This window comes from Alphaproteobacteria bacterium (assembly GCA_026400645.1).
Classification (GTDB): Bacteria; Pseudomonadota; Alphaproteobacteria; order Paracaedibacterales; family CAIULA01; genus JAPLOP01.
On sequence record JAPLOP010000020.1, the window covers coordinates 1 to 26,987 of the forward strand.

At 45.5% G+C, this 26,987-nt stretch carries 26 protein-coding genes; 12 read left to right on the top strand and 14 right to left on the bottom strand.

The features are described 5' to 3' along the window. Positions 1-596 (bottom strand): biotin/lipoyl-binding protein (locus NTX76_02705; GenBank protein MCX7338180.1); only part of this gene is annotated, 596 nt, incomplete at its 3' end. Between the two features lie 545 nt (positions 597-1,141). On the opposite strand from NTX76_02705, the gene NTX76_02710 reads away from it, so the two are divergent. From NTX76_02710 to NTX76_02735, 6 genes are read left to right on the top strand one after another with little or no spacing between them, the layout of a single operon-like run. Beyond that, on the top strand, positions 1,142-2,152 hold the full coding sequence (locus tag NTX76_02710; GenBank protein MCX7338181.1) for an ABC transporter substrate-binding protein: 1,011 nt from the start codon (positions 1,142-1,144) through the stop codon (positions 2,150-2,152). 4 nt (positions 2,153-2,156) lie between these two features. Beyond that, complete coding sequence (locus tag NTX76_02715; protein MCX7338182.1) at positions 2,157-3,041, top strand: ABC transporter permease; 885 nt, start codon at positions 2,157-2,159, stop codon at positions 3,039-3,041. 18 nt (positions 3,042-3,059) lie between these two features. Beyond that, positions 3,060-3,203, top strand: coding sequence for a hypothetical protein (locus tag NTX76_02720; protein ID MCX7338183.1), 144 nt, complete (start codon positions 3,060-3,062; stop codon positions 3,201-3,203). Beyond that, positions 3,203-3,991, top strand: coding sequence for an ABC transporter ATP-binding protein (locus NTX76_02725; GenBank protein MCX7338184.1), 789 nt, complete (start codon positions 3,203-3,205; stop codon positions 3,989-3,991). Before NTX76_02720 ends, NTX76_02725 begins: the two co-directional genes overlap by 1 nt. A gap of 6 nt (positions 3,992-3,997) precedes the next feature. After that, entirely contained in the window at positions 3,998-5,005 is a 1,008-nt protein-coding gene (gene hemB / locus NTX76_02730; GenBank protein MCX7338185.1) for a porphobilinogen synthase, read from the top strand. Next, a complete protein-coding gene (locus tag NTX76_02735; protein ID MCX7338186.1) occupies positions 5,002-6,195 on the top strand; it encodes an MFS transporter in 1,194 nt (397 codons plus the stop codon). The genes hemB and NTX76_02735 overlap by 4 nt, the downstream gene beginning before the upstream one ends. On the opposite strand, the gene NTX76_02740 is transcribed toward NTX76_02735, so the two are convergent. Further along, positions 6,177-6,422: a DUF2312 domain-containing protein gene (locus NTX76_02740; protein ID MCX7338187.1), complete on the bottom strand. Its 246-nt coding sequence runs from the start codon at positions 6,420-6,422 to the stop codon at positions 6,177-6,179. The genes NTX76_02735 and NTX76_02740 overlap by 19 nt on opposite strands. A gap of 61 nt (positions 6,423-6,483) precedes the next feature. Beyond that, positions 6,484-7,623 (bottom strand): ribonuclease D, encoded by a 1,140-nt coding sequence (gene rnd, locus NTX76_02745; protein ID MCX7338188.1) that lies wholly within the window; start codon positions 7,621-7,623, stop codon positions 6,484-6,486. A 174-nt stretch (positions 7,624-7,797) separates the two neighbouring features. Here rnd and NTX76_02750 point away from each other — a divergent pair, with 174 nt between their 5' ends. Both NTX76_02750 and pheT read left to right on the top strand, forming a co-directional pair. Further along, a complete protein-coding gene (locus NTX76_02750; GenBank protein ID MCX7338189.1) occupies positions 7,798-9,207 on the top strand; it encodes a cyclopropane-fatty-acyl-phospholipid synthase in 1,410 nt (469 codons plus the stop codon). A 97-nt stretch (positions 9,208-9,304) separates the two neighbouring features. Beyond that, positions 9,305-11,665: a phenylalanine--tRNA ligase subunit beta gene (gene pheT, locus NTX76_02755; GenBank protein MCX7338190.1), complete on the top strand. Its 2,361-nt coding sequence runs from the start codon at positions 9,305-9,307 to the stop codon at positions 11,663-11,665. A gap of 26 nt (positions 11,666-11,691) precedes the next feature. On the opposite strand, the gene NTX76_02760 is transcribed toward pheT, so the two are convergent. The 4 genes from NTX76_02760 to NTX76_02775 all read right to left on the bottom strand — a co-directional run bounded on the left by NTX76_02760 (position 11,692) and on the right by NTX76_02775 (position 15,371). Then, positions 11,692-12,621, bottom strand: a complete 930-nt coding sequence (locus NTX76_02760; protein MCX7338191.1) for an RluA family pseudouridine synthase — start codon at positions 12,619-12,621, stop codon at positions 11,692-11,694. Positions 12,622-12,633: 12 nt separating this feature from the next. Next, positions 12,634-13,083: a DUF2497 domain-containing protein gene (locus NTX76_02765; protein MCX7338192.1), complete on the bottom strand. Its 450-nt coding sequence runs from the start codon at positions 13,081-13,083 to the stop codon at positions 12,634-12,636. Positions 13,084-13,123: 40 nt separating this feature from the next. Beyond that, the gene (locus tag NTX76_02770) at positions 13,124-14,566 is read right to left on the bottom strand and encodes a TolC family outer membrane protein (GenBank protein MCX7338193.1); all 1,443 of its coding nucleotides are present in this window, start codon (positions 14,564-14,566) and stop codon (positions 13,124-13,126) included. Between the two features lie 82 nt (positions 14,567-14,648). Further along, positions 14,649-15,371, bottom strand: a complete 723-nt coding sequence (locus NTX76_02775) for a 16S rRNA (uracil(1498)-N(3))-methyltransferase (protein ID MCX7338194.1) — start codon at positions 15,369-15,371, stop codon at positions 14,649-14,651. Between the two features lie 20 nt (positions 15,372-15,391). On the opposite strand from NTX76_02775, the gene ubiA reads away from it, so the two are divergent. Further along, complete coding sequence (gene ubiA / locus NTX76_02780) at positions 15,392-16,249, top strand: 4-hydroxybenzoate octaprenyltransferase (protein ID MCX7338195.1); 858 nt, start codon at positions 15,392-15,394, stop codon at positions 16,247-16,249. A gap of 60 nt (positions 16,250-16,309) precedes the next feature. On the opposite strand, the gene dksA is transcribed toward ubiA, so the two are convergent. The 3 genes from dksA to NTX76_02795 form a co-directional block, all read right to left on the bottom strand. Next, complete coding sequence (gene dksA / locus NTX76_02785) at positions 16,310-16,738, bottom strand: RNA polymerase-binding protein DksA (GenBank protein MCX7338196.1); 429 nt, start codon at positions 16,736-16,738, stop codon at positions 16,310-16,312. Positions 16,739-16,941: 203 nt separating this feature from the next. After that, positions 16,942-17,505, bottom strand: a complete 564-nt coding sequence (locus NTX76_02790; protein MCX7338197.1) for a DUF882 domain-containing protein — start codon at positions 17,503-17,505, stop codon at positions 16,942-16,944. A gap of 263 nt (positions 17,506-17,768) precedes the next feature. Beyond that, on the bottom strand, positions 17,769-19,214 hold the full coding sequence (locus NTX76_02795) for a hypothetical protein (GenBank protein ID MCX7338198.1): 1,446 nt from the start codon (positions 19,212-19,214) through the stop codon (positions 17,769-17,771). Between the two features lie 286 nt (positions 19,215-19,500). Between NTX76_02795 and glmU the strand changes: the two genes are divergently transcribed. Beyond that, entirely contained in the window at positions 19,501-20,817 is a 1,317-nt protein-coding gene (glmU, locus tag NTX76_02800) for a bifunctional UDP-N-acetylglucosamine diphosphorylase/glucosamine-1-phosphate N-acetyltransferase GlmU (GenBank protein MCX7338199.1), read from the top strand. 8 nt (positions 20,818-20,825) lie between these two features. On the opposite strand, the gene NTX76_02805 is transcribed toward glmU, so the two are convergent. The 3 genes from NTX76_02805 to NTX76_02815 all read right to left on the bottom strand — a co-directional run bounded on the left by NTX76_02805 (position 20,826) and on the right by NTX76_02815 (position 23,407). Then, positions 20,826-21,494, bottom strand: a complete 669-nt coding sequence (locus NTX76_02805) for a hypothetical protein (protein MCX7338200.1) — start codon at positions 21,492-21,494, stop codon at positions 20,826-20,828. Between the two features lie 88 nt (positions 21,495-21,582). Further along, on the bottom strand, positions 21,583-22,407 hold the full coding sequence (locus tag NTX76_02810; GenBank protein ID MCX7338201.1) for a folate-binding protein: 825 nt from the start codon (positions 22,405-22,407) through the stop codon (positions 21,583-21,585). 1 nt (position 22,408) lies between these two features. Beyond that, positions 22,409-23,407 (bottom strand): polyprenyl synthetase family protein, encoded by a 999-nt coding sequence (locus NTX76_02815; protein MCX7338202.1) that lies wholly within the window; start codon positions 23,405-23,407, stop codon positions 22,409-22,411. An 87-nt stretch (positions 23,408-23,494) separates the two neighbouring features. Here NTX76_02815 and NTX76_02820 point away from each other — a divergent pair, with 87 nt between their 5' ends. After that, positions 23,495-24,265 carry a methyltransferase gene (locus NTX76_02820; GenBank protein ID MCX7338203.1) on the top strand — a complete coding sequence of 257 codons (771 nt, stop codon included), beginning with the start codon at positions 23,495-23,497 and terminating at the stop codon, positions 24,263-24,265. On the opposite strand, the gene NTX76_02825 is transcribed toward NTX76_02820, so the two are convergent. Further along, positions 24,262-25,248, bottom strand: coding sequence for an alpha/beta hydrolase (locus tag NTX76_02825; protein ID MCX7338204.1), 987 nt, complete (start codon positions 25,246-25,248; stop codon positions 24,262-24,264). The genes NTX76_02820 and NTX76_02825 overlap by 4 nt on opposite strands. Before the next feature lie 362 nt (positions 25,249-25,610). Here NTX76_02825 and NTX76_02830 point away from each other — a divergent pair, with 362 nt between their 5' ends. Further along, positions 25,611-26,840, top strand: a complete 1,230-nt coding sequence (locus NTX76_02830) for an MFS transporter (protein MCX7338205.1) — start codon at positions 25,611-25,613, stop codon at positions 26,838-26,840. Positions 26,841-26,987: the final 147 nt, after the last annotated feature.

Here is a 26,987-nt window from a genome sequence, read left to right on the forward strand (position 1 = left end):
AATGACGCTTTGATAACGGTTTTATCCAGTTTCGCTTTAGCCCCATCAAGCCTGGCTTCCGCCATGGCAAGCTCGGCCTTTCCCTTGTCGAATTCCTTAACGCTACCAATTTTTTGATCATGCAACTTTGATACACGATCAAAATCGGCCTTAGCCAGCAGGACCTGGGCTTCTGCTTGTTTCATATCCGCCTGCGCATCAGCATCTTCGAATCGGATAATGTCTTGCCCTGCCTTAACACTTCCCCCCTCAGTAAAGGGCAATTCTTTGATCCGGGCGGGCATTTCTGCTCTGATAGTTACCGATGCATTAGCCTTTAGATTACCAACGGATGCGATGCGTTTGGTCATTGTGCCCATGGTGACGGTTGCCCCCTCGATTGTGGCAACGCGGCTTTGTCGACCGGATCCTTTATCCTGATCTGATTCTAGGATATAAACGCAGGCTGACTTTATGATGGGCTTGGAAAGTTTAAATACCAGGGTTAATGCCAAAAAGCCAACAACAATCCCAAGAGCAAGCATTGCCCATGGATTGTGTTCCTTTTGAGAAAGACGGTTTAGCAGGCGATCTAAAGGACGGTTTGGCATGGTCATTATGTTTATAGGTCCTTAGTAAATAAAATGGTTACGAAGGTCGTTCTGATTAAAGCCTTCTTCTCTTAATATCATACTTTATCGCATAAGTATTAATTTCGCATTAAAATCCTCAGCGGCGCGCGAGAGGCATCAGAATCAGGATATCAAAAAAAATGATATTATCCAAGCATCTCTTTTTTAGTATATCTTGCAAAATCCGTCGTGATTAAGGCATACTGAAGGGTGTATTTTGTTCTCCAATAGTTAAGCATGGAACCCTTTATCGTGACAAACTTTGCCATTTTTAAATTTCGCCATCGATTTATACCCAAGATGAATGAAAAAGTTGAAATTTTATGACAGAGATTTTGTTCAGAAACAAGACAAAAAAACCGAGAATAGCTATTCTATTTAAGGATTTTTTTGTCGCTGTTTATGGGCAAAAGATCAAACATAAAAATCAACTTTTTCATTTAGATTGGGTATAGTAGCGCTCATCAGAACACCGATTTTAATGCAGCCAATTCATATTATATCTTGCGACGTAAAAGGTATTTGTCATCATGAGTATACGAAAAGTCCTTCTTGCCATCGTCATTGCCCTTGTATCATTTTTTGTCCTAAAGCAGACATCCAACAAAAATACATCTGCGTCATTTCATCATGATTTGCCCGTTATTGCCATTACCCAAATTATCGAGCATTCTGCCCTGGATCAAGAACGCGAGGGGGTCATCGAAGCATTGGCAGCGGCCGGTTTTGTGGACGGCAAAACAATTAAAATCATTTATCAAAATGCCCAAGGCAATATAAGCACGGCCACGCAAATAGCAACCCAAATGGCTGGATATCATCCAAAGGTTATGGTGGCGCTTTCAACATCCTCTGCGCAGGCAGCCCTGCCAACGTGTATGGCTCAACACATTCCGCTTGTATTTTCGGCCGTGACTGATCCTTTGGCAGCCAAGCTTGTCAAGAATTTGGAAAAAAGGGAGGAGGCCGTTACCGGTGTTAGCGATGCCCTTTCTGTGGAATCACAAATTGACCTTTTGCTTCAATTCTTGCCAACTCTAAAGAGATTAGGGGTGCTTTATAATGCCGGCGAAGTGAATTCCGTTATCATGGTTAAAAAATTACGGGATGGCGCCCAAAAACAAGGAATCCAATTGGTGGAAGCAACAACCAACAGAACCAGCGAAGCCAGCATCGCCATGGAAAATCTTGTGGGCAAGGTCGATGCCGTTTATGTCCCCAACGACAATACTGTGGTTGCAGCCATGAACAGCATCGTACAAATTGCAGAAAAGCATAAGCTCCCCCTTTTTGCCGCCGACACAGGGTCGGTGGCTGCAGGTGCCATTGCGACCCGGGGATATGACAGACGGGTTCTGGGAAAAATTGCAGGGGACATAGTTGTTAGAATTTTAAAGGGTGAATCCGCAGGCGCAATTCCCGTTGCGATCAATCATCCACTTTTCACACTGGTCAATACACGTGCCGCACAAAAGGTCGGGCTCGCTATTCCTCCGGTTGTGGAGCAAACAGCGATTCAAGCACACGAGGAGGGTAAATAAACCAATGAACTGGATTCAATTCATAGGGGCTGTTGAAATGGGGCTTATCTATAGTTTGGTTGCTATAGGTGTATTTTTGTCCTTTCGCACCCTGCAATTTCCCGATATGACAGTGGACGGAAGCTTTCCTTTGGGGGCGGCGGTTTGCGCGTCCTTGATTGTACATGGGGTTCATCCAGTCATCGCGACAGGCGCTGCCATTTTGGCTGGTGCCTTAGCGGGCCTCATCACGGCATGGCTGTCGACCCACCTAAAGATGCTCAATTTGTTGGCCGGCATTCTAACAATGACAGCATTGTATTCCCTGAATCTGCGCATCATGGGACGTTCCAACATCGCCCTACTGGGTGAAAAAACAATCGTAACCGAATGGTTTACCTTTATTAATGGGTTTGTTTCTTGCCATGTCGTTCCGTTGGCCATTATCATTGCTGTGTTTTCGGGCCTTATTTATTGCTTCCTCAATACACGCCTTGGTTTATCCATTCGCGCAACCGGAAGCAACGCCCGCATGAGCCGCGCCCAAGGCATCAACGATCACAAAATGATATGGCTAGGACTAAGCGTTTCCAATGCATTGGTTGCAACGGCGGGGGCCCTGTTTGCGCAAATTCACGGTTTTGCTGACGTTACAATGGGCGTCGGGACAATTATTATTGGTTTGGCCGCCGTTATCATTGGCGAAGCAGTCCTGCCAATAAGAACAATTTTTCAGGCAATTTTGGCCTGCGTGTTTGGGGCAATCCTGTATCGTCTTGTAATTGCAATGGCCCTTAACGCAAGCGATTTCGGGTTGCAAGCGTCGGATCTTAATCTTGTAACGTCAATTTTGGTCGCCCTTGCTATGCTTTTGCCGTCCTTGAAACGACACGTAAAAGCCTTATCTTAGATGTCACAGGTACTACTTATGCCCATTCCAGATGATTCACCCCACGTCATCCCGCGACTTGATCGCGGGATCCATATAGACCCCGTGCCATGGTCAACCATTTGGCCACGGGGTGACGGGGGAATTGTTTTGTGGGAAATCAGTCAAAAGGATACACAATAATGATTACATTAAAAAATATTCATGTGACATTCTCGCCGGGTACGGTGATGGAAAGAAAAGCATTACGGGGCATCAGCCTTAGGATCAGCGAAGGTGAATTCGTCACAGTCATTGGCAGCAATGGCGCCGGGAAATCGACGCTCCTTAATGCTATTGCTGGGGAATCCATCCCAACGTCAGGGTCCATAATAATTGATACCGATCGGGTGACCGATCTTCCAAGCCACAAAAGATCCAAACAAGTCGCCCGTGTTTTCCAAGACCCCCTTGCTGGAACCTGCGGTGATTTAACGATCGCTGAAAACCTTGCGTTGGCCGAACGGCGGGGTAAATCGCGGGGCCTAAGCTGGGCATTGTCAACCAAGGATCGGGATAAATTCAAAGAATCCCTGGAAACCCTGGGGTTGGGATTGGAAAATCGTCTGGATGCAACAATGTCAATGTTGTCCGGCGGACAAAGGCAGGCGGTTAGCCTTTTAATGGCAACGCTGAGCCCCCTCAAGATCCTGCTTTTGGATGAACATACATCTGCGTTGGACCCAAAAACGGCTGCATTTGTTATGCAACTAACACAAACAATTGTTGCGGAAAAAAAATTAACCGCCCTTATGGTGACCCACAGCCTGCAACAGGCGCTGAATTTTGGAACGCGAACTGTTATGCTTCACGAAGGGAAAATCATTTACGATGTCAAGGGAGAGGAAAGAGCCACCCTCACCGCCCAAGATTTACTGAAACAGTTCGGAAAGTCAGTGGACAGCGACGAACTATTGTTACAAAGGGGATAAGGGGCGATGAGTCATTTTGACCAAAGCGCTTTTCCACAAACGCGCCTTAGGCGTGTTCGTCAAAATCCCTGGATCAGGAATCTGGTGGCCGAATCCTGTCTGACAGTCAATGATTTGATTTGGCCGATTTTTGTGCGCGAACAAAATATCTCCCCGATTATTCCGTCCCTTCCCGGGATCTTGCGCTATACAATTGACGAACTTCCCCGCATTATCGAGGAGGCATCTGCCCTGGGAATTTCGGCCGTTGCCGTTTTCCCCCTGACGTGCCCAACACTTAAATGTTCCATGGGTAAGGAAGCCACAAATCCCCAAAATCTAGTTTGCCGTGCATTGCGTGCGATTAAACAAGCGAATCCCCAGATTGGATTAATTGCAGATGTGGCCCTGGATCCCTACACCGACCACGGACATGATGGTATTGTGCACAATGGAAACGTTGATAACGATAAAACCCTTGAAATTCTATGTCACCAGGCCCTGGTTCAGGCAGAGGCTGGCGCCGATATCCTGGCCCCATCTGACATGATGGATGGGCGAATTGGTGCCATACGGGCCGTTCTGGATCGCGGTGATTATCAAAACAAAATGATCCTCAGTTATGCTGTGAAATATGCATCTGCGTTTTATGGACCTTTTCGATGCGCTGTTGGTGCCAACCCCCTTCAGGGACCAGAAGACAAAAAAACATATCAGATGAATCCCGCCAATGCTGACGAGGCCATGCGGGAAGTTGCACATGACCTGCGCGAGGGGGCCGATATCATCATGATTAAGCCAGGCCTTCCGTATTTAGATGTTCTTTACAGGGTCAGCTCTACATTTCATGTGCCAACGTTTGCCTATCAAGTTAGCGGAGAATACGCATCCATTAAGGCCGCAGATTCTTTGGGATGGTTAAATGGGGCCGATGCCCTGATGGAAAGTCTGATGGCTTTCAAACGCGCCGGGGCGTCCGCTATTTTAACCTATGGTGCTTTAGAGGCAGCAAAAATTCTTAAATCAATCCCATGATTACATTTGACCGCATACGGTTTGTGGTGCCGGCGCTTCTTATGTCAGCGGTTGCCATGATGCTTGCCAGCATGGATATGTATTTGCCATGCGCACCGTACCTTGTGCGCCATTTCGATACCACCGAACACGTGATGCAGGTTAGCTTGATGATATCGCCGTTTATATCATCCTTTGTTGGTATTTTTTATGGATACTTTGGCGATAAACACGGTCGGCGAAAAGCCATTCTTATAACGATTTTTTTCTTTTCCCTTGGCTCTATGATGTGTGCGTTATCAACAAACATTCATATGTTTTTGTTCTCGCGTTTTATACAAGCCATCGGTGGGGGCGGAATTAGTGTCGTTGCGTTGGTGATTTTATCAGATTTATTTAGTGGCGTTGAATATGCTAAATATGTTGCAACCTATGGGATAGTGTTTCCGACATCCTATGCCCTTGCCCCTATCATTGGGGCACGTTTTTTTAGGGCATGGGGATGGCCGTCGATTTTTTGGTTCCTGGGAACGGTCCCCATTATCATTGGTGTTGCTTTGTATTTTATTTTGCCGGAAACGCATTTGATGGCCAAAAAAAAATTAGATCGTTCAAATCTAGGGGGCAAGTTAAAGCAGTTTATTTCCAGTCGACGGTTTATGACGATGACTCTTGGTCATTCCTTGCCTGTTATCTTGTTGGCCCTTTACATCACAAACAGTTCTTTTATTTTTATCGATCACTTTCACCTAAGCCCTGTGGAATATTCACATCTTCAGCTTGTGCCGATGGGGATCAATATTCTAAGCACACTAACCTATCGTTCCGTGTTGTCCAAATTCGGAATGGATGCCACCCTAAAAGTTGTTTTCACGACCACGTCTTTATTCGCCGCAACAGCCTTTCTGTCTCTTTTGTTCAATCAAACATCAGAAGATTTTATTATACTATCTATGGTTTTTTTGAATGCAGGCTTGTGTTATAGCTCGGCTACATGTGCAACATGCGCTTATGAAACATTTATAGAGGATAAAGCCCTGGCCGTTGCCTTTGTGTCATTTATAAGAAACGGTCTTTTATCAATTATCGTTACGGGAACATCCTTTTTTTACAATGGGACTATCGTTCCCGTTTTCACGTGCATGATTATTTTGAGCCTGGCAACCTTGCCCTTTTTGCGCGGTAAGACGTCTTATTCGCCAAGCGCCTGACGGTACAGTTCCAACAATTCCTCTTGCTCCACAAGATCTTCTTTCTTCATCTTGCGTATCTTGATCAATTGTCGCATAACCTTAACGTCGTACCCTTCGCTTTTTGCTTCGGCAAAGGCCTCGCGGATTAATTCCTGCATTTCCGATTTTTCTTGTTCCATGTGTTCTATTTTTTCAATAAAGGCACGTAATTGCCCTGCTGATATTCCGCCAATAACTTCTTCCATACAATTCCTTATTTATGTAGTGATTTCCTGAATGAAAAACTAACGCTTTCTTGAAGTATTTTCAATCTAAATCAAAAAAATCATCACTTAGGTTACCTTGTAATACTTCTCGTCTCCAACCATTTGCCAGCTTATGATCTGAATCGGGCTGGCTTGCAAATGAATCAATATCGTGTCGATTTGCAATGTAATTGGCGGGGATCCCAAGGGTCAATGCCGCATCTTGCACGCCGGCACGAAGGGTCCGAATTCGTTTCTCCACATCCGGTAATGCGGGTGCTGGATGCAGGCTTTTCAATTCTGCTTGCGTCGTGTTTTGTATCAGGGAATCATCATCCCCCTCTATCAGATCGTGTGCCACCTTGTACGATGAAAAGAATGATTCTAGCAAACCCAAGGATGTTATCTGCTGCCGATAATCCGTCAGAGGTTTCTCAAGCTCACCTTCCTCGAGGAACCCACGATGAGCCAGGTCAATTAGCGCCCGATCCTCTATCAGAGCTCCACGGTTGAGGTTTTGACGGCGTGCCTCTAATTCTCGCCATCCAACAAGGGATTTTAGAATAAATAAGTGATTCCAATGCTTGATGTGATGCTTGATGCGTCGCCAGGCTTGCTGTTCATCAGGCTGATATAGGGCTGCATTTTGAAGCGATGCGCTTTCTGCCATTACCCAACCTTCCCTGCCCTTCTGTTGCAGACGATCGATTAAAATCGGATAAGCCTGACATAAATACACAACATCTCCCAGGGCGTAATCCAATTGAGCTGGCCTCAGGGGGCGTTTCAACCAATCTGTAAACTGATTCGTTTTGTCCAATGCAACCCCAAGAATTTCTTGGATCAATTTCTCGTATCCAATGCCATCACCCATCCCTAAAAATCCAGCAGCAATTTGCGTATCAAAAATTGGCTTTGGCGTATCACCCAATAAATGCCAAAAAATTTCAATATCCTGACGGCCTGAATGAAAAACTTTTGTGATTTTTTCATCCTGCAGAAAGGGGGCCATAGGCTGCAGGGACAGATCATGAACCAGGGGATCGATGATAACAGCCTCCTCTGGGGTGGCGATTTGAATCAATGATAATTGCGGCCAATACGTGTGTTGACGCATAAATTCCGTATCAATGCAGATAAACGCAGGGTTTTGATTAACAAGATCCGCACAAAATGTATCAAGGGCGTTCTGATCAGTAATTAAGTGAATCGTCGTATCCTAATTTTAGACTAAAAATTGATGTTAGCATAATCCCTGTGACATTTAAAAGCGCCCCCTGATTTCTAAAGTCGCCAATCAATCTTTAGAAAAAATTAACCTTTACATGGGCAAACTAACAAAGGTTCCGGTGTATTTAACAAATCAGGAGTATTTATGTTTTTTAAGAAGAAATTTTTGCCCTATGTCGCAGCAGCAACCTTGCTCTCGTCCCTTGGGGTATCTGCGACCTATGCGGCAAGCTTGGCGCAATTTGAGGAGGAGAGCAAGGAGGCAGCTGCAAGTGGTGATATATTTCGGCCAATAGAGGAACACGATGATGACTATATGAGCAAGCCAACAATTGACTTACAAGAGCTTGATTATGTTCCAAGACAAGTTTTGAGCATTTTATCCGAAATAGAAATTGGATCGATAAAAATTAAATTGCCAGAATTTGGCAATAGATTCTTAAAGTTCGAGGGATCAGTTGATCAAGACAAGTACGCCATCATTACCATTAATGATCTGGGCAGTTTTTCATCGCGTTTGTCTTCGAGAGGTGAAGTTGGCTTAGGGGAATCTTACGAACTAGGAGAATGGGATGCGTTTGATGTCAGAAGGGCCGCCGAAGTATTCCGATTAAACCACGAAGTTCTGGGAAAAGCCCTTGAGGGTAATTGTTGCAATAAATTTGCACATAGCATATATAGCTTTTTTACTGAATCCTCCAAAGGAAAGGCTGTTGACAATATCCAGGCACATTATGATTTGGGTAATCCATTTTATAGGCCATGGCTTGATTCATCAATGACGTATAGCTGTGCTTTGTATGACTACAATGGTCGAAAAGCAATGAATCTGGAACAGGCTCAGCAAAACAAGTATCAACGTATTTTGGATCGCCTCAACGCCACGTCCGGAAGCAAAATTCTGGAAATAGGCTGCGGATGGGGCGGTTTTGCCGAATTTGCTGCAGCTCGCGGACATTATGTTACGGGAATCACCCTGTCAGAGGAACAAGTTAAATATTCCAATCAAAGAGCGATCGATAAAGGATTTGCAGACAAAGCCACATTCCGTCTGCAGGATTATCGCGATGTGACTGTTCAATATGACAACGTTGTGTCAATCGGAATGTTTGAACATGTTGGGGAGAAATATTGGGGAGAATTTTTTGTAAAAGTACACGATTGTTTAAAACCAGGGAAAAAAGCCATGCTTCACACAATGGTTGATGCCAATGAAGAAAATTATGACAAAAGAACAAAAGAGCTGAGTTGGCTGATGCGTTACATTTTCCCAGGCGGCCAATTCCCAACACCAGAAAGAATTATAGCCGAAGCAAGAAATGCCTCTCTTCAAGTCAATGATGTTTTCCAGTTTGGAAAGGATTATACAAAAACACTGGCTGCTTGGTCTGATAAATTTCATGAAAATTGGAATGAAATTCAGACCTCCAACCCAGCTGTTTTTGACGAAAGGTTCAAAAGGCGTTGGGAATACTATCTAGATGGCGGTTCAGGGACTATGGAATCAGGCGCCTATGGTTTGTATCATTTCGAGCTTCAAAAGCCTTTGAACTAACGAAAGGGTTACTGTCCAGGCGGGACAATTCATAAGGTTTATGTTATACCTTAATTCACAGGCAAAAGCCTGAAAAGTATAACAGGAATCGTTTTATATGAAATTGACCGTAAATTGGTTGAAAGACCACCTGGACACAACCGCAAGCGTACAAGAAATTGTTGAGGCTTTAACCCAAATCGGGCTAGAAGTCGAGCATGTCGATAACCCGGCAGAGCGCTTAAAAGGTTTTGTGGTGGGGATGGTTGTCGAAGCCATCCCCCATCCCAATGCCGATCGCCTTCGCTTATGTCAGGTTGACGATGGCACAGGTCCGCTGGTTCAGGTTGTTTGCGGGGCGTCAAACGTACGCCAGGGTATGAAGGTCGCCTTTGCCCGCGTTGGAACAATGATTCCGGTGACAGGGCAACCCCTGAAAAAGGGAACGATCCGAAACGTTGATAGCTTTGGCATGCTATGTTCTGCCGAGGAATTGCTGCTGGATGAAAAATCGGAGGGGATCATCGATTTAAAAACGAACCTTGCCCCCGGGTCGGATCTTGCCCAAGCTTTGGATGGCCTGGATGATGTTGTGATCGAGCTCAGCATCACACCGAACCGAAGTGACTGTTTTTCCGTGCGTGGCGTTGCACGTGACTTGGCTGCCTATGGTTTGGGCACACTGAAAGATTTAACAGTACCAAAAATTATCGTGCAAAATCCCTGCCCTATTTCTGTGCAAATAACTGACCCAAATTGTCTTTATTTCACAGGGCGCATTATCGAGGGTGTTCAAAATGCGCAAAGCCCAGAATGGGTCCAGCGCCGTCTGGCCAGCGTTGGTCAACGAAGTTTGTCCGCGTTAATCGATGTCACGAATTATATCTGCCTTGACCTTGGTCGTCCAATGCATGTCTATGATGCGGATAAAATCCAGGGGGGGCTTGTTGTCCGATCAGCAAAAGCGGGCGAGGTTCTGGATGCATTGAATGGCGAACCCTATCAACTTCAGGATGGCATGACCGTTATTGCGGACGAATCTGGCCCCCTATCCCTTGGGGGTATAATGGGTGGCGTTGCGACAAGTTGCACCCCTAAAACAACTCGTGTCTTTCTTGAATCGGCATATTTTGACCCCATTCAGACTGCCAAAACTGGGCGCGCACTTCGGATCTTGAGTGAATCCCGCACACGATTTGAACGCGGCGTTGATCCAGCAGACGTCCAATTGGGGTTGGAAATCGCAACGCAATGGATTTTGGATTGGTGCGGTGGGGCACCAAGCCTGGCACAAGAAGCGGGCGATGCTTTTCTGTCAAAAAAGACAATTTCTTTGTCATTGGAAAAACTGCGGGGGATCAGCGGGGATCAATCTTTGACTTTGATTGATGCGGCCCCAATACTGCAGCGCCTTGGTTTTTCTGTCCTTGGCCAAACGGATCAACAAATCACAGTCGACGTCCCATCATGGCGCCATGATATCACCCTGGATGTTGACGTGGTGGAGGAAATCGTGCGCCTTCGGGGCTATGACAAAATCCAGGCAACGTCACTTCCCCTGAAACGGCCCCCGCTGGACAACGACCAATCTTACATACTGAAACAAACTTTGTGTCATCGTGGGTTGCAAGAAATTTATACGTGGTCCCTGATAGATCAGGAAACGGCCCAAAAATTTGGCGACAGCATAGAATTAGAAATGCCCCTGAACCAAGAAATGGCTGTGTTGCGCCCAAGCTTATTGCCGGGCCATTTAAAAGCCATCGCAGCCAATCAAAACAAAAGCCAAGTTAATGGGGCTTTTTTCGAATTGGCGCGTCAATTCAAACCAACGTCAACCGATTTTGCCGAGGAAGCCATGCTGAGTGGTGTGCGCAGCCTTCAAACAGGTCCGCGTCATTGGGCTCAGAATCCGCGCCCCGTTGACGTTTATGATGCCAAAGCCGATGTGGTGGCCATTCTGGATTTGGTTGGTATATCATCATATCAGGTTGTCGATTCTGCACCAGATTATTACCACCCGGGTCGCAAAGGTGCCATCAAACAGGGGCAACGAACGTTGGCTTATTTTGGTGAAATCCATCCAACCCTGGTCAAGGAATTTGAGATTGCGGGCCCCGTTGTCGCGTTTGAGGTTTTTATTAATACCCTGCCCAAGGAAATCAAACGAAAGCTGACCCCGCCAACCCTGTCCCCCTATCAACCGGTCACGCGTGATTTTGCGTTTATCGTTGATCGCGGCATGTCGGCAGATCAAATGATTCGAACAATCCAAAAAATTGATAAAACCCTGATTCAGGATATTGTGATTTTTGATGTCTATAGTGGGGATAAATTGCCCGATGGTAAAAAATCCATCGCGTTCCAGGTCCGCCTGCAGGCGTCGGACCGTACATTAAGCGATACCGATCTTCAGGTATTGAGCGACAGTGTTGTTAGGGAAATTGGACGCGCCTGCGGTGGTGTTTTAAGGGATTGAGGGGTTTTTTAGCCCCCCTTCCTTTTTTATACCAATTCGATCATGTGCGGTGGTGGCGGGGCCGTAAACGTTAATATTTCCCCTGTCCTGGACGTGATCGTAATTTGACGTGCATGTAGATGGAGGTTTTTCTTACCTTCGTCCCAGCTATCCTTTGTCCAGCCATATTTCATGTCGCCAATGATCGGATGCCCAATCGACAACAGGTGGACCCTTATTTGATGGGTTCGTCCTGTTTCTGGCCTTAGCTCCACCCAGCTGCTATCTTGGTCGACCATTCCCAAAACCTTGTAATTCGTTCTGGCTGGCTTTCCGTGATCATGGCTGACAACCATTCTTTCTTGACCCTGAAACGTTTCTTTACCAATGGGCACATCAATACAACCGCTGGTTGGTTTTGGAGTCCCACGCACAACCGCCCAATAAATTTTCTTAATTCGATTGAATTTAAAATCATTGGACAATTTGGATGCCATTTCCGCAGTTTTAGCAACGATCAAGACGCCACTTGTGTCCCGATCCAGGCGGTGAACTAATTTAAAAGGCTTTCCGCGACCATAAGCCTGCAGCAGACCATCCAAATGACGGTATGTCTTTGTACCCCCCTGGGTTGCCAGGCCATGCGGTTTGTTGAGCACACAGATATCGTCATCTTCCCACAGGATAAAAGCTTTTAGGGCTGCAATTTCTGCATCCGTATAAGAATCGGCCGCCGACAGGACTGCGTCCTCTATGGTAAGATCGAGGGTTTGGTTGATTTCAACGTTATCCTCTGCATTGACGCGGCTACTTGCTTTTGCTTTTTTCCCATTAAGCAAGATTTTTCCTTGGCGCAATGATTTTTCGATAAAGCCCTGTGTTAGATGAGGATACAAACGCCTCAACCACCGGTCAAGGCGCGGTTTATCGGAATATAGGGCGGTGTCTTCGGCATATGATGTAAGTTCTGTTGTCATGGCTCTGAATTGTTATGATGATTTGGTGATACGTTCAATTTCTTTATTAACCATAGTTTCCACAATGTCAGGCAAATTCTTATCAAGCCATTGTTTGATCATGGGGCGGGCGATTTCGGCGAACAAATGATCCACCGTAACAGATGAACTGGGCGGCACAGCAGATTCTTGTCGTTCGGCCTTTTTTGCAACCTCCGCCAACCGGGAAAAAGCCCCAGTAGAGGACGCAGGTTCCCTTTGAATCGGTTCTTGAGGCTTCTGAATTGGCGGCTGAGGGGGACGCGCCACCTCATAAGCTTCGGTCAGGCGAATAACCTCGCCCCTTTCAGGTTGCTGAATTTCGGGTCGATCAACCTCTGGTCGCCCAGGAGAGGGCATCGTTTCATCAACCACATATCGCCGAATGGAGGCTAAAATCTCCTCCATTGACATATCGTCATTTTGATCATCCCGTTGCGCCATCGTAAAATTCCTCTTAGTTTGTGCCAAGACTTATATATACCTAAAACCGTTCACTTGTCATCTGATAATGGGATTCAGGGTTAAAATAATCAACAGGTAATTTTAAGAATTGCGCATTTAATTGACCTGTGGTCGCCAATAAACGAAAACATTCCAGGAAATAGGTCTTTTCGGCCTCTACAAATTTCATTTGAGCCTCCAGCAATGCCGTTTGGGCATCCAAAACATCCAGCAGAATTTTTGTTCCAACGGCCATTTCTTGTTTTGTGCCCTCCAGGCTGATTTCAGATGCCTTCACCTGTTTTTGGTAATTCTCAATATTGCTTTTGGCCGCTTGGAATTTTTGCCATGATTGGGTGATTTGTTCTCTGGTTGTGTTCCTTGCCTTTTCAATGGCGATACGTTTTTGAACGGAAACTTCATGCGCCTGTCTTTTCTGGGATCGAATCGCCCCCCCTTCATACAAAGGAACGCTGACTTTTAACACGATGCTATTGTTTGTGTTGTAATTATTTGATCGCGTGACTGGGCCATTAATATTGTTATAATCGTTATGGGACAGAGATTCCTGACGTGCAGAGGAGGCCTCAAAATCAACCTGCGGGAATAATCCGCCAGCCACCTTGTCAATTTCTGCCTTTGCTGCAAGATGTTCAAATTGCGCAGCTATGACAGCTGGGTTTTGCTCCAATCCCAATTGAATTGCATTTTCCAGAATCATGGGCAAATTCTTTGGAAGATCTGGTTTTGTTAAATCCGACGATGCCTGAATGGACGTCAGACGCATAAACGTTGCCTTGGCCCCCTCAAGCTCCGCGCGTGTTGTTTGCAATTGGGCGGTAATATCGGCCAATTTTGCTTCGGCATTGGCGACCTGAGTCATTGTTTCTTCGCCAATTTTCAGCTTTTCTTCGGCTGCCTCTAGGTTCTTTTTATTGGCTTGTTCAGCGGCCTCCAATAATTTTATTTTTGTTTGCAAAGACAACAGATCCAAGAATGCAGCGACAGAACCCAATAATGTTTCTTGTTCCGCCGCCCTAACGGATGCCCACGCTGCCCGGATACCCTTGTCAGCGCCCTCTGTGGCAGCCACTGTTGCCCCACCATTAAACAGATTTTGACTGAATGTAATCCCCCCTGCGCGGGTGTTTGCTGTGGATTCAGATGATGTTTGGAATGATTCTGTGTTTTTAGCATCGCCTGAATTGATCGTTTGGGACCCAGTCACACTTGCATCAAGCCTTACCTTTGGACGCCAGCCCGCAGCTGCCTGCACATATTGTTCGTGCCCGGCCAAAACACTTTGACGCTTTTCTAAAAGATCCTGGTTGTTTTTATAGGCCCCAGACATCGCATCCTGAATGGTCAAACCCTTGGCAGCGGGGACAGTTGGGATGCTGGCAAAAACATCAGAGGCAGAAAACGCCAAAATAGCCGATAGCGATAAGGCCGACGAATATAAAAAGCAGGCGGTTTTTATCATGGGGGCATTCCTTTGCGGTTTACGTTTATGATTTAATGAAAATTAGAAACAATATTAACATATTTTCAATGTTTTGAATGACTTATTCACCAAGCATCCCAAGGCAAATTGCCAATGAACTAATGGCGGCCGTTTCAGAGCGCAGAATCCGCGGCCCCAATGTTATGGGATGAATGTTCTGGGATCTGGATAGCAAATCCTTTTCTGCGGGCGAAAACCCACCCTCTGGCCCAATTATAAAGCCACAAGCTGTTGGTTTTATTTTTTGCAAAGCGGAAACAAGGGGCTGCGCGTCGCTTCGCTCGAACGCCACAAACCAACAAATGTCATTTGGCAGGGCGCGGATAAAATCATCTAATCGCCGCCCCGGCAATACCGTTGGCACATCAAGACGTTCACATTGTTGCGTGGCTTCCAGTGCATTTTTATAAAGTTTTTCTTCGTTGGCTTTATGCGTATTGCAACGGTCCGCAATCAGCGGCTGCAGGTGAGTCACCCCCAATTCTGTTGCTTTTTCAATCATGAACATCAGGGGATCATGCTTTATAATGCTGAATGCCAACCACAGGGGGGCGGTCGGCTTAGGGACGCGCACTTGGGTTTTCAGCTCAACGATGACTTGTTTTTTGTGTCCTTCGGTGATTTCGGCTGACCATTCTCCATCCCGTTCATTGAACATATGAATGGCATCCCCCTTCTGAAATCGCAATACACGGGCAATATAATGGCTTTGCTCAACAGATAAAAGGATTTGTTCCCTGGCAAACAGGGATGCATTCAGATAGAGTCGGGTCATATAGTCCATTTTGGTACGAGGTCTCTGTTATGGTTATATCTAAAATTCGTCCACTGATCCACCTTTGTCGATTGGATAAACCAATCGGGATTTGGCTTTTAATGATTCCGTGTTGGTGGGGGGTGGCCTTGGTGTTCCAACTGATGACAGCGCCATTCTTTGGGTATTTATTGTTATTCTTTGTTGGGTCCATTTGTATGCGGAGCGCCGGATGCATTTCCAATGATATTGCGGACCGAAACTATGATCGCGATGTACAGCGTACGGCATTGCGACCCTTGGCTGCTGAAACAATTACTGTGACCACTGCTATAATCGTGTTCATTTTTTTCTGCCTGAGTGGATTGTTGGCCTTTGCGGCCCTGTCACAAACGGCCCAGATAATATCCTTGGTTGCGTTTGTGATGCTGCTTTTTTATCCCTATGCAAAACGGGTGACATATTGGCCGCAGCTTGTATTGGGCCTTGCCTTTAATAGCGGCGTTATTGTTGCCTGGGGTGTTGACGCGACCCCGTCTTTGCTTTTTCCGGTTATTGTTTTTTATACAATTGGGATTTTATGGACGTTGGCCTACGATACCATTTACGCTTTTCAGGATGTGACGGATGATATCAGGATTGGCATCAAATCAACGGCCGTATTGTTCAAGGATTCCCCCAAAAAGCTTCCTGCATTATGTTATGGCGGGATGATTTTGTTACTGGTGACAAGCGGAATTTTGTTCCAGTATTCAGCCAGCTATTTTGTGATTGTCAGTATCCTTGCCTGTGTTTCCGGCTATATCTTAGGGCGATGGACCCCAGAAGACCAGGAAAGCTGCCTAGGAACTTTCAAAACCAATCAGATACTTGGTTGGTTGATTTTTCTAGCCCTTTTGATAAGGTGATCTCATCCTCGGGGCTAATCAAAATCTCCAAGGATGATGGGGGTAGAATCACCAAAAGGCTTAGCGTTGTGCTTCTTCGCAATAAACGCGTTCACGTTTTTCGTGACGTTCCTGGGCTTCGATGCTTAGGGTGGCTATCGGTCGTGCGTCAAGTCTTTTTAAACCAATAGGCTCGCCTGTTTCTTCGCAATATCCGTACGTTCCATCGTCAATTCGGCGAAGGGCTTCGTTGATCTTATTGATTAATTTGCGTTCTCTATCGCGAGTCCTAAGTTCTATAGCGCGATTCATTTCATTGCAGGCAAGATCGATAACGTCAGCTTCGTTATTGCTTGCGTCTTGCATCTGGTTTACTGTTTCACCAAATTCTCGCAAAAGCTGATCGCGCCAGCTAAGAAGTTTTGATCGGAAATAGTCGAGTTGAGTTGAGCTCATAAATTGTTCTTCATGATTGAGAACATCCTGTCTATCTTGCAAATTCAGCGCCATGCACGTTTTTACTCCTCGTTATCATCTGTATCTCATTAATTTTAACTAAATATTTTTAAAAAATTCAATCTATCTTTGTGAAAAAATCACGATAAAAAATTTTATTACAAAAAAAAGCAAAAATATAGAACTTTATTCTAATGGGAGGGGCGGTGGACTGAGATTTATACTCAAAATGAGTGGAAATATTGGAATTGAGCAAATTACCAGCTACGTATTTTTCCTGTGTCCACGTGGACAAAACTGTCATAGCGACCAACGCCACCAGCCATCAACGAAAGGGCTGCCTTTTGAATTTGCTTCAGGCTTCTGCCTTCTACGAAAATATCAGCCGCCCTGCCGATCGTGTGCTGACTTTTGCTGGCAACCCCGTGCGTTCTCAGCCTCAATAAAGCATTTGTTTCGGGACTTCTATAGCCAGAAATCAAATGAAAGGGTTTATCTGTTCCCATAGTTTTTGATAAATTGTGGAGGAACAAGATAAGATTAGGATCTATTGGAATAGATTTATTATTGCGGTGATCACGAAACAATCGATTGATCGATCGCAATGCCTGTGGATCGAAACGTCCATTTGCCCAAAACACACATCGTTTTAACGATTCACCGGTATGCGTATTATAAAAACTAAGCGCCCGATCAGATCGCAACGTCTTGCTTAGAAAAGGCACGGCCGATGCTGACTTAATGAGTGGCAAAAACGATGCGCCAATCATCCCCAGGAAACAACGCCGAACAAGATTTGGATTCGTTTTATTTGTCTGCAAATTTTTATGACACAGATTATTAATAAACTGTTAATAGATTAGTCACTATGGATCCACTTTGCAAGAAATTCGAATGCACTGCGATGGATGCTTTTGGCAATTCTAATACCATTTTCATAAATGATTAGTGAGTTTCCTGGATGGCCACGCTTCACTTCGTCGGCTCGCCATGATGATGTCATTGCGCGAAGGGCGCGCGGCCCGCCGCCGGACAAAGCAACCCAGAAATCGACCCGAACTCATGCAGATTTATTGAAAACGGTTTAATGAGGAAACCTCAATCGTTCAGAAGCATCTGGAACCTCTATGCCTGGAAATTCAGAAAATGAGGCATATTGACCAAAAAACGAAGGGTTTATTTCTTTCGCCCGATTAAAAAGACTATTGACCTCCTCATCCATCTTCTTTTTTTCCTCGACATCCATTGTTTTTTCTTTGATAAAAATTCTATCTAATGTTTTCATTAGATTAATATTGTCGATATTCCCCTCATTAAACTCAATAGCTTTTTTATTTTGTTTGCTCGCTAACATTGATTGGGCAATACGATAATACAGCTCTGAACGTTCTATTCGACACATTAGAGCCTCTTCTGGACAATCTTCAATGGATTTAACAAGCTCATCGAGCAATTCTTTGGAGCGAGAAAATTCTTGATTGTTTGAGCGTGCTGCAGCAGCATATCCAAATAACAAAACAGTTTTCATTGCGACATCAGCAACACGTAAATCTCTTTCGTTTATCGCTGATTTTACTTTTGGCTCAACGTGATCATTCAGTAAATTAAACATTATCGTTTCGAGTTTCTTGTGCTTTTCTGATCTTTTGAACAATGCATCCGGGGAAAAATCTTCATCGTTAGCAAAAATACGGCATAGCTGTGCAAGATGGAGCCGTCTGTCAAAATCCTCTGGATCGGGATCTAATTTTATATAATTTTCAAGGTATTCTATGCCCTTCTCAGGCACATCAACTGATAACATCAGCAGGCGGTACACTATTTCTTTGTCAGGGCCTAACAATTTTTTTGCCTTCAAAGCAATAGCATGAGCAGCTTTATCTCTCCCCAATTCGTGCAATAAAAAAATACATCGTAGATATGGATCATGGGTATTTAGATTAATAGCCTCTCTTAATCTAAGGACGCATTTTTGTAATTCAAGACTCCCTTGAAGATCTCCCATATCTTCCAGGTCCAGAGCCCTGTCGAAATGACTATTTGACAATGCAAGCATAAAGTGTGCCTTTTCCGGGGTAGGGTCTCCGCTCCTGAGCAGGGTCTCAATTTTCAGTCGTTTTGCAAAGTCAACAATCATGCTTAATTGGTCAGCAAAAGCTAAGCCTTTGACAAGGCTATAGAGGCTTGATATTTCTGCGTCCTTATGAACAGATTCCATGAGATCACCCATGCAAAGAGAAGCTTTTTCTTCTGTTCCCCCTGAACACATGTACACTTTTATGGATTTTGCAATTTCGGAACCCTGCTTATCATTAATTTCTTTGCGTTCCTTGATAATATTCTGAATCCTTTGACTGATCTCTATATCTGGAGTGATGCAATCATCATCACTAAAGATCCTGCTGTGTTTTTTTTGTGCACCCTGCTCGCTCTGTGTATCCGCAGAAAAAGCAGAAGAATGAACACCATCCTGGGCAACGAGAAACAGAGTCAAAATGGATTTATGTAGCAAAAAAGATTTTATGTGCAATTGCAGGACCTTCAATTTTCTGTATATTGTATTACGTATATAATGTATCTTGAATAGAAAAACAATAGAAACATCGATCAGCAATTTTACTTTGAAAAAACTCTTATTTTCGGCCTTTAAAGGCCATAAAAAACGCACAATCCGATAAACTGAGGGCAATCATCCATCTTGGGTCTAGCTTGAATTCTTTCAAAATGAGAATTGCTAAAATTTTCATACATCCTTGCATTTTGGTCTTTCTTTTGCTCAACTGAAAACTGAGCAGATTTTTGGACAAGGAACCACAATGCTATCTGTTATTATTTTGGCCGCAGGTCAAAGCAAAAGGATGAAATCATCCCTGTCAAAGGTTTTGCACCCCCTGGGTGGGTTGCCCATGATCCAGCATGTTTTTAATGCTGTTTTGGGGCTGGATCCCCGCCAAGTGATTGCGGTTATATCCCCCAGCCTGCAACATCATCCGTTTTTGGGCGCCGTCACAACCGTGATTCAGGATCAGCCATTGGGCACGGGGCATGCGGTTCAATGCGCGGTTGATTCGATTGAGGACCAATCAAGGGATGTTTTGATTTTATGCGGGGATACGCCCTTAATTCGTCCGGAAACGTTAAAACACCTGATGGAGATCGATGCTGATTTGGCATTGGTTGCAATGCCATTAGATACAGCCGAAAGGCGTGCCCAACCCTATGGACGTATTCTGCTGGATGATAAGGGTGTTCCTTTGGGAATCGTGGAATACAAAGATGCAACCGACCAGATGCGTGAATCGCCCCTTGCGAATGCGGGGGTTTATAAAGTTAAAGCATCCTTGTTGCGGGAAATTCTGCCCCAGCTAAACAATAAAAATACAACCGGGGAATATTATCTAACGGACATGGTCGGTTTATTTTATGAACGCGGTCATTCCGTTAAGTTGATCCAGGCTGATGAAGAAGAATTTCTGGGCATCAACACGCGCGCTGAATTAGCCCGGGCGGAATCGATCCTGCAACATCGGTGGCGGGCAAATGCGATGGAAAACGGGGTGACCCTTGTGCAGCCGGAAACGATTTTTTTCGCCCATGACACCCATGTGGAGAAAGATTGCCGCATTGGACCCTTTGTGACGTTTGGCCCCGGGGTAAAATTGCACGAAAATGTCACCGTTATGTCCTTTTGTCACCTGGAGCATACCGTCGCAGAATCCGGCGTGACCATTGGGCCATTTGCACATACGCGCGGGAATTCTGTATTTTTGGCAGAATCCAGCATTGGTAACTTTGTCGAGGTCAAGGGATCGGTTATTGGCAAAAAGTCCAAGGCCAAGCATTTATCCTATATTGGTGACAGCGACATTGGGGATTCGGTCAACATTGGTGCTGGGACCATCACGTGCAATTATGATGGGTATAAAAAATCCAGAACCATCATTGGCGCGGGATCCTTTATCGGGGCCAATTCAACGTTGATCGCACCCATCAAAATCGGAGAAGGGGTCATTGTAGCCGCCGGTAGCACCGTGACAAAGGATGTGCCCGACGGATCGTTGGCCATTGCCCGCCCCCCTCAAGCGGTAAAGGTGGGCTGGGCAAGGACGTTTCATGACAAAAACAGATGTTGATTTATTCTTTAAACAGGATTATCTGCCCAGTATTTTTCATGTTCTGCTTCTTTTTCTTTCACCATGTGTTCTGCATATTTGCCGAGCCAACTAAATCCTTTATAGGCAACACCAAAAGCCAGTATCCCGCTGGCATAAAAAGCACGGTTTTCTTCTGTTGGAGCAATAGCATTGCCAACCGCACACCCTGCTACAGCAACGCCTGAGCCTAGGCTTAGAACGTTAAATACCTTGTGTCCCACAAAGCAACTGTATGTTGAAAAGCAATTGTAATATTTCAAAAAAGCGCTATCGGAGATAACCAAGTGGGGATGGGGCGATGTCGGATCCAGAGAACGCTTGCGTGGTTCTTTTTCGATCTCCATGTCTGCGTCTATTTCTATCCCTAACTCCGGGGCTGACGAGTTCTTCGGCGATTCCTCCGATGATTCCTGTGCGATGTCGCCAGGGTGCGTTTCCAGGGAACCTCGCCTTTGGTCCAGGTCCAAATCCTCTGTATCAAGTTTGATTTCGACCAGTTCTGTTGATGGATACGCCCGGATAGAAGGGATGCGCCTTAACGTTGGTGGCGTTCCTGTTTCCAATGTGATGGATTCATTCGATATTTGATCGGTGTTTGCGGCCTGCGCTGTCAAGACAGACCCTGCGCAATAAAAAATTGCCAACAAATTTCTCATAATTCATATCCTTGATAAAATTTTGATTCTATAATTGATTAAATCATATCAAGGTTAATTTTTTATTAAAAAAACAAAGTATTTATACTTATTCTTCTTGTGGTAATTTCATCCATCCTGGTACAAATGGAATGAGTCGATTCTGACCGGCCGTCAATACTGGTAATGTCTGTCGAATAGTAGCCAACCGAAGCAGGGCCAACCCATAATCAGCCGTGGCACTACGCATTTCACCAACCGGATCATCGCCCAAAAATACCGGTATCCCAGGGGGTGGCGCTTCGCCATCGATCTTGACTGGCAGCAGACGTTTTCGAACCAGCCCCCGATAGCGTGTGCGAGCGGTTAATTCCTGCCCCAGATAACACCCCTTGTCCCAATCGATCGCCCCCAATTCATCAAAGCCACATTCCAGGATAATCCCTTTTTCAATGGGAATGTCGCGGCTGCCGTCGGGGATGCCCAGAGCCAGGCGATGGGAATCATAAGCCTCCAGGGGAGCCAACGGAAAGGGTGGAATTTCATGGGCTGGCAGATAAATCCGCGTCCCCATTTCAGGTAACCGTGGATCTGTGATGCCATGGCTGTAGCCGCCCCACCCGACATAAACCGCATAGTCTTGGCTTGCATCAAACAGCTGTACATCACACCGAAGCCTATATAAAGACAGACGCTTTATCAGATCGCTTGCCCTGTCCCGTTCACAATCAATCCACCAGTCTCCGTCCCGTTCAAAAATAAACAGATCATGCAGAAACTTCCCCTGCGGCGTTAATAATGCCGCATAGACCAGGCATTCCGGACCCGCTTTTGTGACATCGTTCGTTACAAGTCCCTGCAGAAAGGCGACCTTATCAGATCCACTCAACTGAATAACGGCGCGATGGGATAGGGCAGCAAACAAAGGAACCATCCTATGACTCCCTAGAATAGGAATAGGCTATTAATGCCAACAGATCATCCCGAATGGAACAATCAGGCATTTTTAAAAGCGATTCTTTTGCCTTTTGTGCAAAATCACGGGCGATACCCCGGCAGTCATCCAAAATACCCTGTTCATGCAACAAACCCATGGCTTGCAAGAAATCCCCCTGGTTCCTTGAATCCGCTGTAAAACAGTCTTGCCAAAACTGGGGGTTCCTGTTTCCCTGAACAGCAAGAATCACGGGTATCGTTACTTTTCCTTCGAAAAAATCATTCCCTTTTTCTTTGTCGGCCCCACCCTGGCTTACTGTATAATCCAACACATCATCCATAACCTGAAATGCCATACCCAGGTTGTGCCCAAATTTGTATAAATCATCCTCTAGATCCTTTGGCATGGGGGCAATCATCCCACCAACCTTACAGGCCGCGGCAAATAATGCGGCTGTCTTGGATGCAATCACATCCCTATACATATCAATTGTCAGGTTCAGATCGTGCGAAACAACAAGCTGCAAAACCTCTCCACTGGCGATTTGGGCGGCCGCCGCCGACAATTCCCCCAAAACCTCAAGGTTCCCGCACCCAACCATCAATTGAAAGGATCGTGAAAATAAAAAATCTCCCACCAAAACGCTGCCCGTGTTTCCCCAAAGCGTGTTGGCCGTTTGCAGGCCCCTGCGCAAATCAGCGCCATCAACCACATCATCATGTAACAATGTTGCCGTATGGATTAATTCAACCGCCGCCGCCAAATGCATGCTAAAATCGGGGGTGCCACCGGACGGTTCGGCAAACAAGCGATTGCACGCAAGGGTTAACAAAGGGCGAATACGTTTACCGCCCGCCCAAATCAAATGATTAGCGATTTGACCAATAAGAGGAACGGCACTATCCAGGCTTTTTACGATCAATTGGTTGACGTGATGCATTTCTGGCTGCAAAACAGTTTGTAACCGTGATATTGGTATATCAAAAGAAGGATTCATGGTCATTCCGTGCACAAAAGCAAAAAAAACTGGGTCAATGCTAAGACTTTAATCCATACCAAAGATGAATGGAACTATTGAAATTTTATGAATAACAATACAATGAACCCGCATCAGCCAGAGGCTGACTTTTCTGAAGATTTCTTGCTTGGAGGACGCGTCTTTATTCGCCAACCCCGACAAGGATACAGGGTCGCCATTGATCCCATTTTTCTGGCGGCATCAATCCAGGCGGAACCTGGCGAGACCGTCCTGGACATTGGTGCGGGTGTTGGCGCCGCGTCAATATGCCTTGCGATGCGGATCCCCAATATAAAGGTTATCGGCGTCGAGCTGCAGCGGGATTACGTTCGTTTTGCCGCCGATAATATCCTGGCGAATAAATTACGTGACCGTGTTGAGATTCTGCGGGGTGATTTATTGCGGCCCCCGCCCCGCTTGGCGGCAGGAACATTTAGTCATGTGATGACAAACCCGCCGTACCTAGAGGTATCAAGAAACAATATTTCTCCCCATGATAACAAAGCGACATCCAATACCGAAGGCGAAGCCGATTTGGATCAATGGGCGCGATTTTGTTTGCTGATGGTTCGCCCAAAGGGCAGCGTTACCTTTATTCACCGATCCGACCGATTGGATCAGATTTTGTCTTTTTTTTCTGGAAAGCTGGGCAATATTCGAATCTATCCCCTGTGGCCCGGGAAAAACAAACCAGCAAAACGCGTGTTAATCCGGGGCACAAAAAATACGCATGGGGCCCTGCGCCTTTGCCCAGGGATGATTCTTCATGCAGAGGATGGGTCCTATACTGCCGAAGCCGAAGCCATTTTGCGCCAAGGACAAGGGGTGATGATTTAAGCCTTATGCCAAAATACCGAAAAAAGATCATGCCAAAAGTTGCAAACATCTGTTGCGATTCGTTCGTGGACCATGGGCTTGTTTGTTTCACCGGAGGAATCGCGCAAAAAATTCAAAAGGGCTGTGCTGACATCCTTTTCAAATTCCTTTGCAAGCAAGTGTCCCATTCCATAAATCACAACTCTTTTTGCATTGGGGGCTTTATGCGCAAAAACACGGGCATGCTTTAGGGGAATGTACGGATCTCTGGATCCATGAATAATAAGAATCGGGCAGTGTATATTTTCGCTATGCACATAAAAGGGCCCCTTCCTAAGGGCGAACATATGATTATGGGAAACACTCAAATCTCCATCATGATTGACATGTCGAGAAACTGTTTCCATGACCCCCTTCCATTCCAATGGATCAAAGTGGGCCTTATTGCCGCTAGAAATCTTCATCAATCGAACATATTTACGAAGCCAAAGATCATGATTCTTGGGGTCTGTTGAATTGAGAGCCTTTACATGTCTTACAGCCGAGGTATTAGGCCCCGGAAGAGGCAGCCAATCCGTTTTGTCCATAAACACAGCTAAAACAAGGCCCACAAAATTAAATGTCGACGAAAGAAGAATGAGTGTTTTCACGCGCTCCGGAAAACGAAGTGCCATTAACTGAGAAACACAACCACCCATGGATGTTCCAACAATATGAGCGTTGTTAACACCATAAGCATCCAACACATGCGTTGCGTCTACTGCCAAATCAATAAGACGATAGGGGTGTTTCTTGTAATCAATAGCACCAGACAACCCGGTATCCCGTTGATCATACCTAATCACATGATGTCCATTGGCGGCCAAATATTTACACAATGTAACAGGCCACATGACACCGCTTGACCCGAATCCATTCATCAATAAAACAGTTGGGTTGGATGCATCCCCAAAATCTTCTGTCCAAAGGGAAATCTCCCCATTTTGCACAAATTTTTCTGCCATTTGTTTTTTCGTAACTTGTATGATTTACTAGTATCATAATTCCAAAGTGGTAAAAGAATGGTTAAGATCATCACAAAAAGTTTTACGCATTTATTCTCGTTGGGTGCGCTGATTGAATATGATCAAGGATCTAGGATATTTTTCTACACAATCAATAGATCTGGTTGTGTTTCCTGGATGGCCACGCCGCCTTCGTCGGCTCGCCATGACGTCATGGCGAGGAGGGCAAGGCCCGACGTGGCCATCCAGGAAGCTATTTTGCTCTTCGTTGACCATCCTGCGAAATATTGTAGAGATTCCCGTGCGAGCCAAGAGAATGACGACGAAGTTTTTCCGTGGGCAATGATCGAAAAGAGGAATTCATGACACACAAAATTCGGTCGTACCTCATGATGTCGTCCAATCCACATAACAACAAAAGCCTGTGGGCGATTGGGTGGATGAGCTTTTTCTGCAGCACAGCGACCGTTATGGTATTTACCTTGCTGCCAATTTTCCTGACGGATGTTCTTGGGGCCTCCAAAACCAAAATCGGCTTTATCGAGGGGGTATCCCTTTTCCTCGCTTTCGTAACGAAAGTTTTTTCGGGTGTCCTAAGCGATTATTGGCGGTCACGCAAACCCATTATGATGGTTGGAACATTCTTTAGCATCGTTATCAAAATCATGTTCGCCCTGGCAACAAGCATGACCTGGATTTTTGCGGCGCGTTCCCTGGATCGCATTATCAAAGGGATTCGAACGGCCCCCACGGATGCGTTGATCGCCGATCTTTCCCAAAAAAACAAAGAAGGGTCAAGTTACGGCATTCGATACAGTCTGTATATGTTTGGGTCTGTGTTTGGTGGGATTATTGCCGCCGGATTGATGCGGGTAACCGACCATAATTATCGCCTCATTTTTTGGGCATCTATTATTCCGGCAACGCTAGCCTTTGTTATTTTGATTTTTTTTGTGACGCCGGCCGTTGAACCCCGCCAGCCAGCCAAGAAAAAAGATTGGAATTTGGCGGATATCAAATTTTTACCGCCCATCTTTTGGCAGCTGTTAATTGTTACATTTTTATTGATGATGGCACGATTTAGCGAATCTTTTTTAACGCTCAGGGCAAAAGATCATGGCTGGTCAGTTGCCGTGCTTCCGCTGATGATGGTGGCTTATGAATTGGTCCATGCAAGCGCCGCATTGCCGATCGGAAAGCTTGCCGACCGCTGGAACCGACACAAGCTGCTTTTGGCCGGAATTTTGGTCTTGGCCGTGACAAACTGCGTTATTTTGTTTAGCCAAACCTCCATGGGAATTTTGTGGGGGATGATCCTGGCAGGCTTGCATATGGGAATGACCCAGGGGTTGATATCGGCATTAATCGCTGAATCCACATTGCCAAACCTCAGGGGGACAGCATTTGCCCTGTATTATTTAACCTGCGGTACGGCCGTATTTATCGGAAACATCGTTGCCGGTCAATTGTCCGATTGGTGTGATGGCGGTGCCTTTTGGGGGGGGTTGGTTTTTGCACTCTTGTCTGCCGCGTATTTGATATTTGTATTACTGAGCCCAGAATATAAAGCAAAAATTATTTCCCAAAGTTAATCAATAATTAGTTGAGTAGAGGAAGCCAATCACTCAAGCTTCCCCCCTCCTCAGAACCGGACTTGCCCAATTAAGGCATCCGGCTCCCGATTCAATAATGGGCCATAACACCTCTGTCGGTCTTACCCAGAATCGATACCGTCTTAT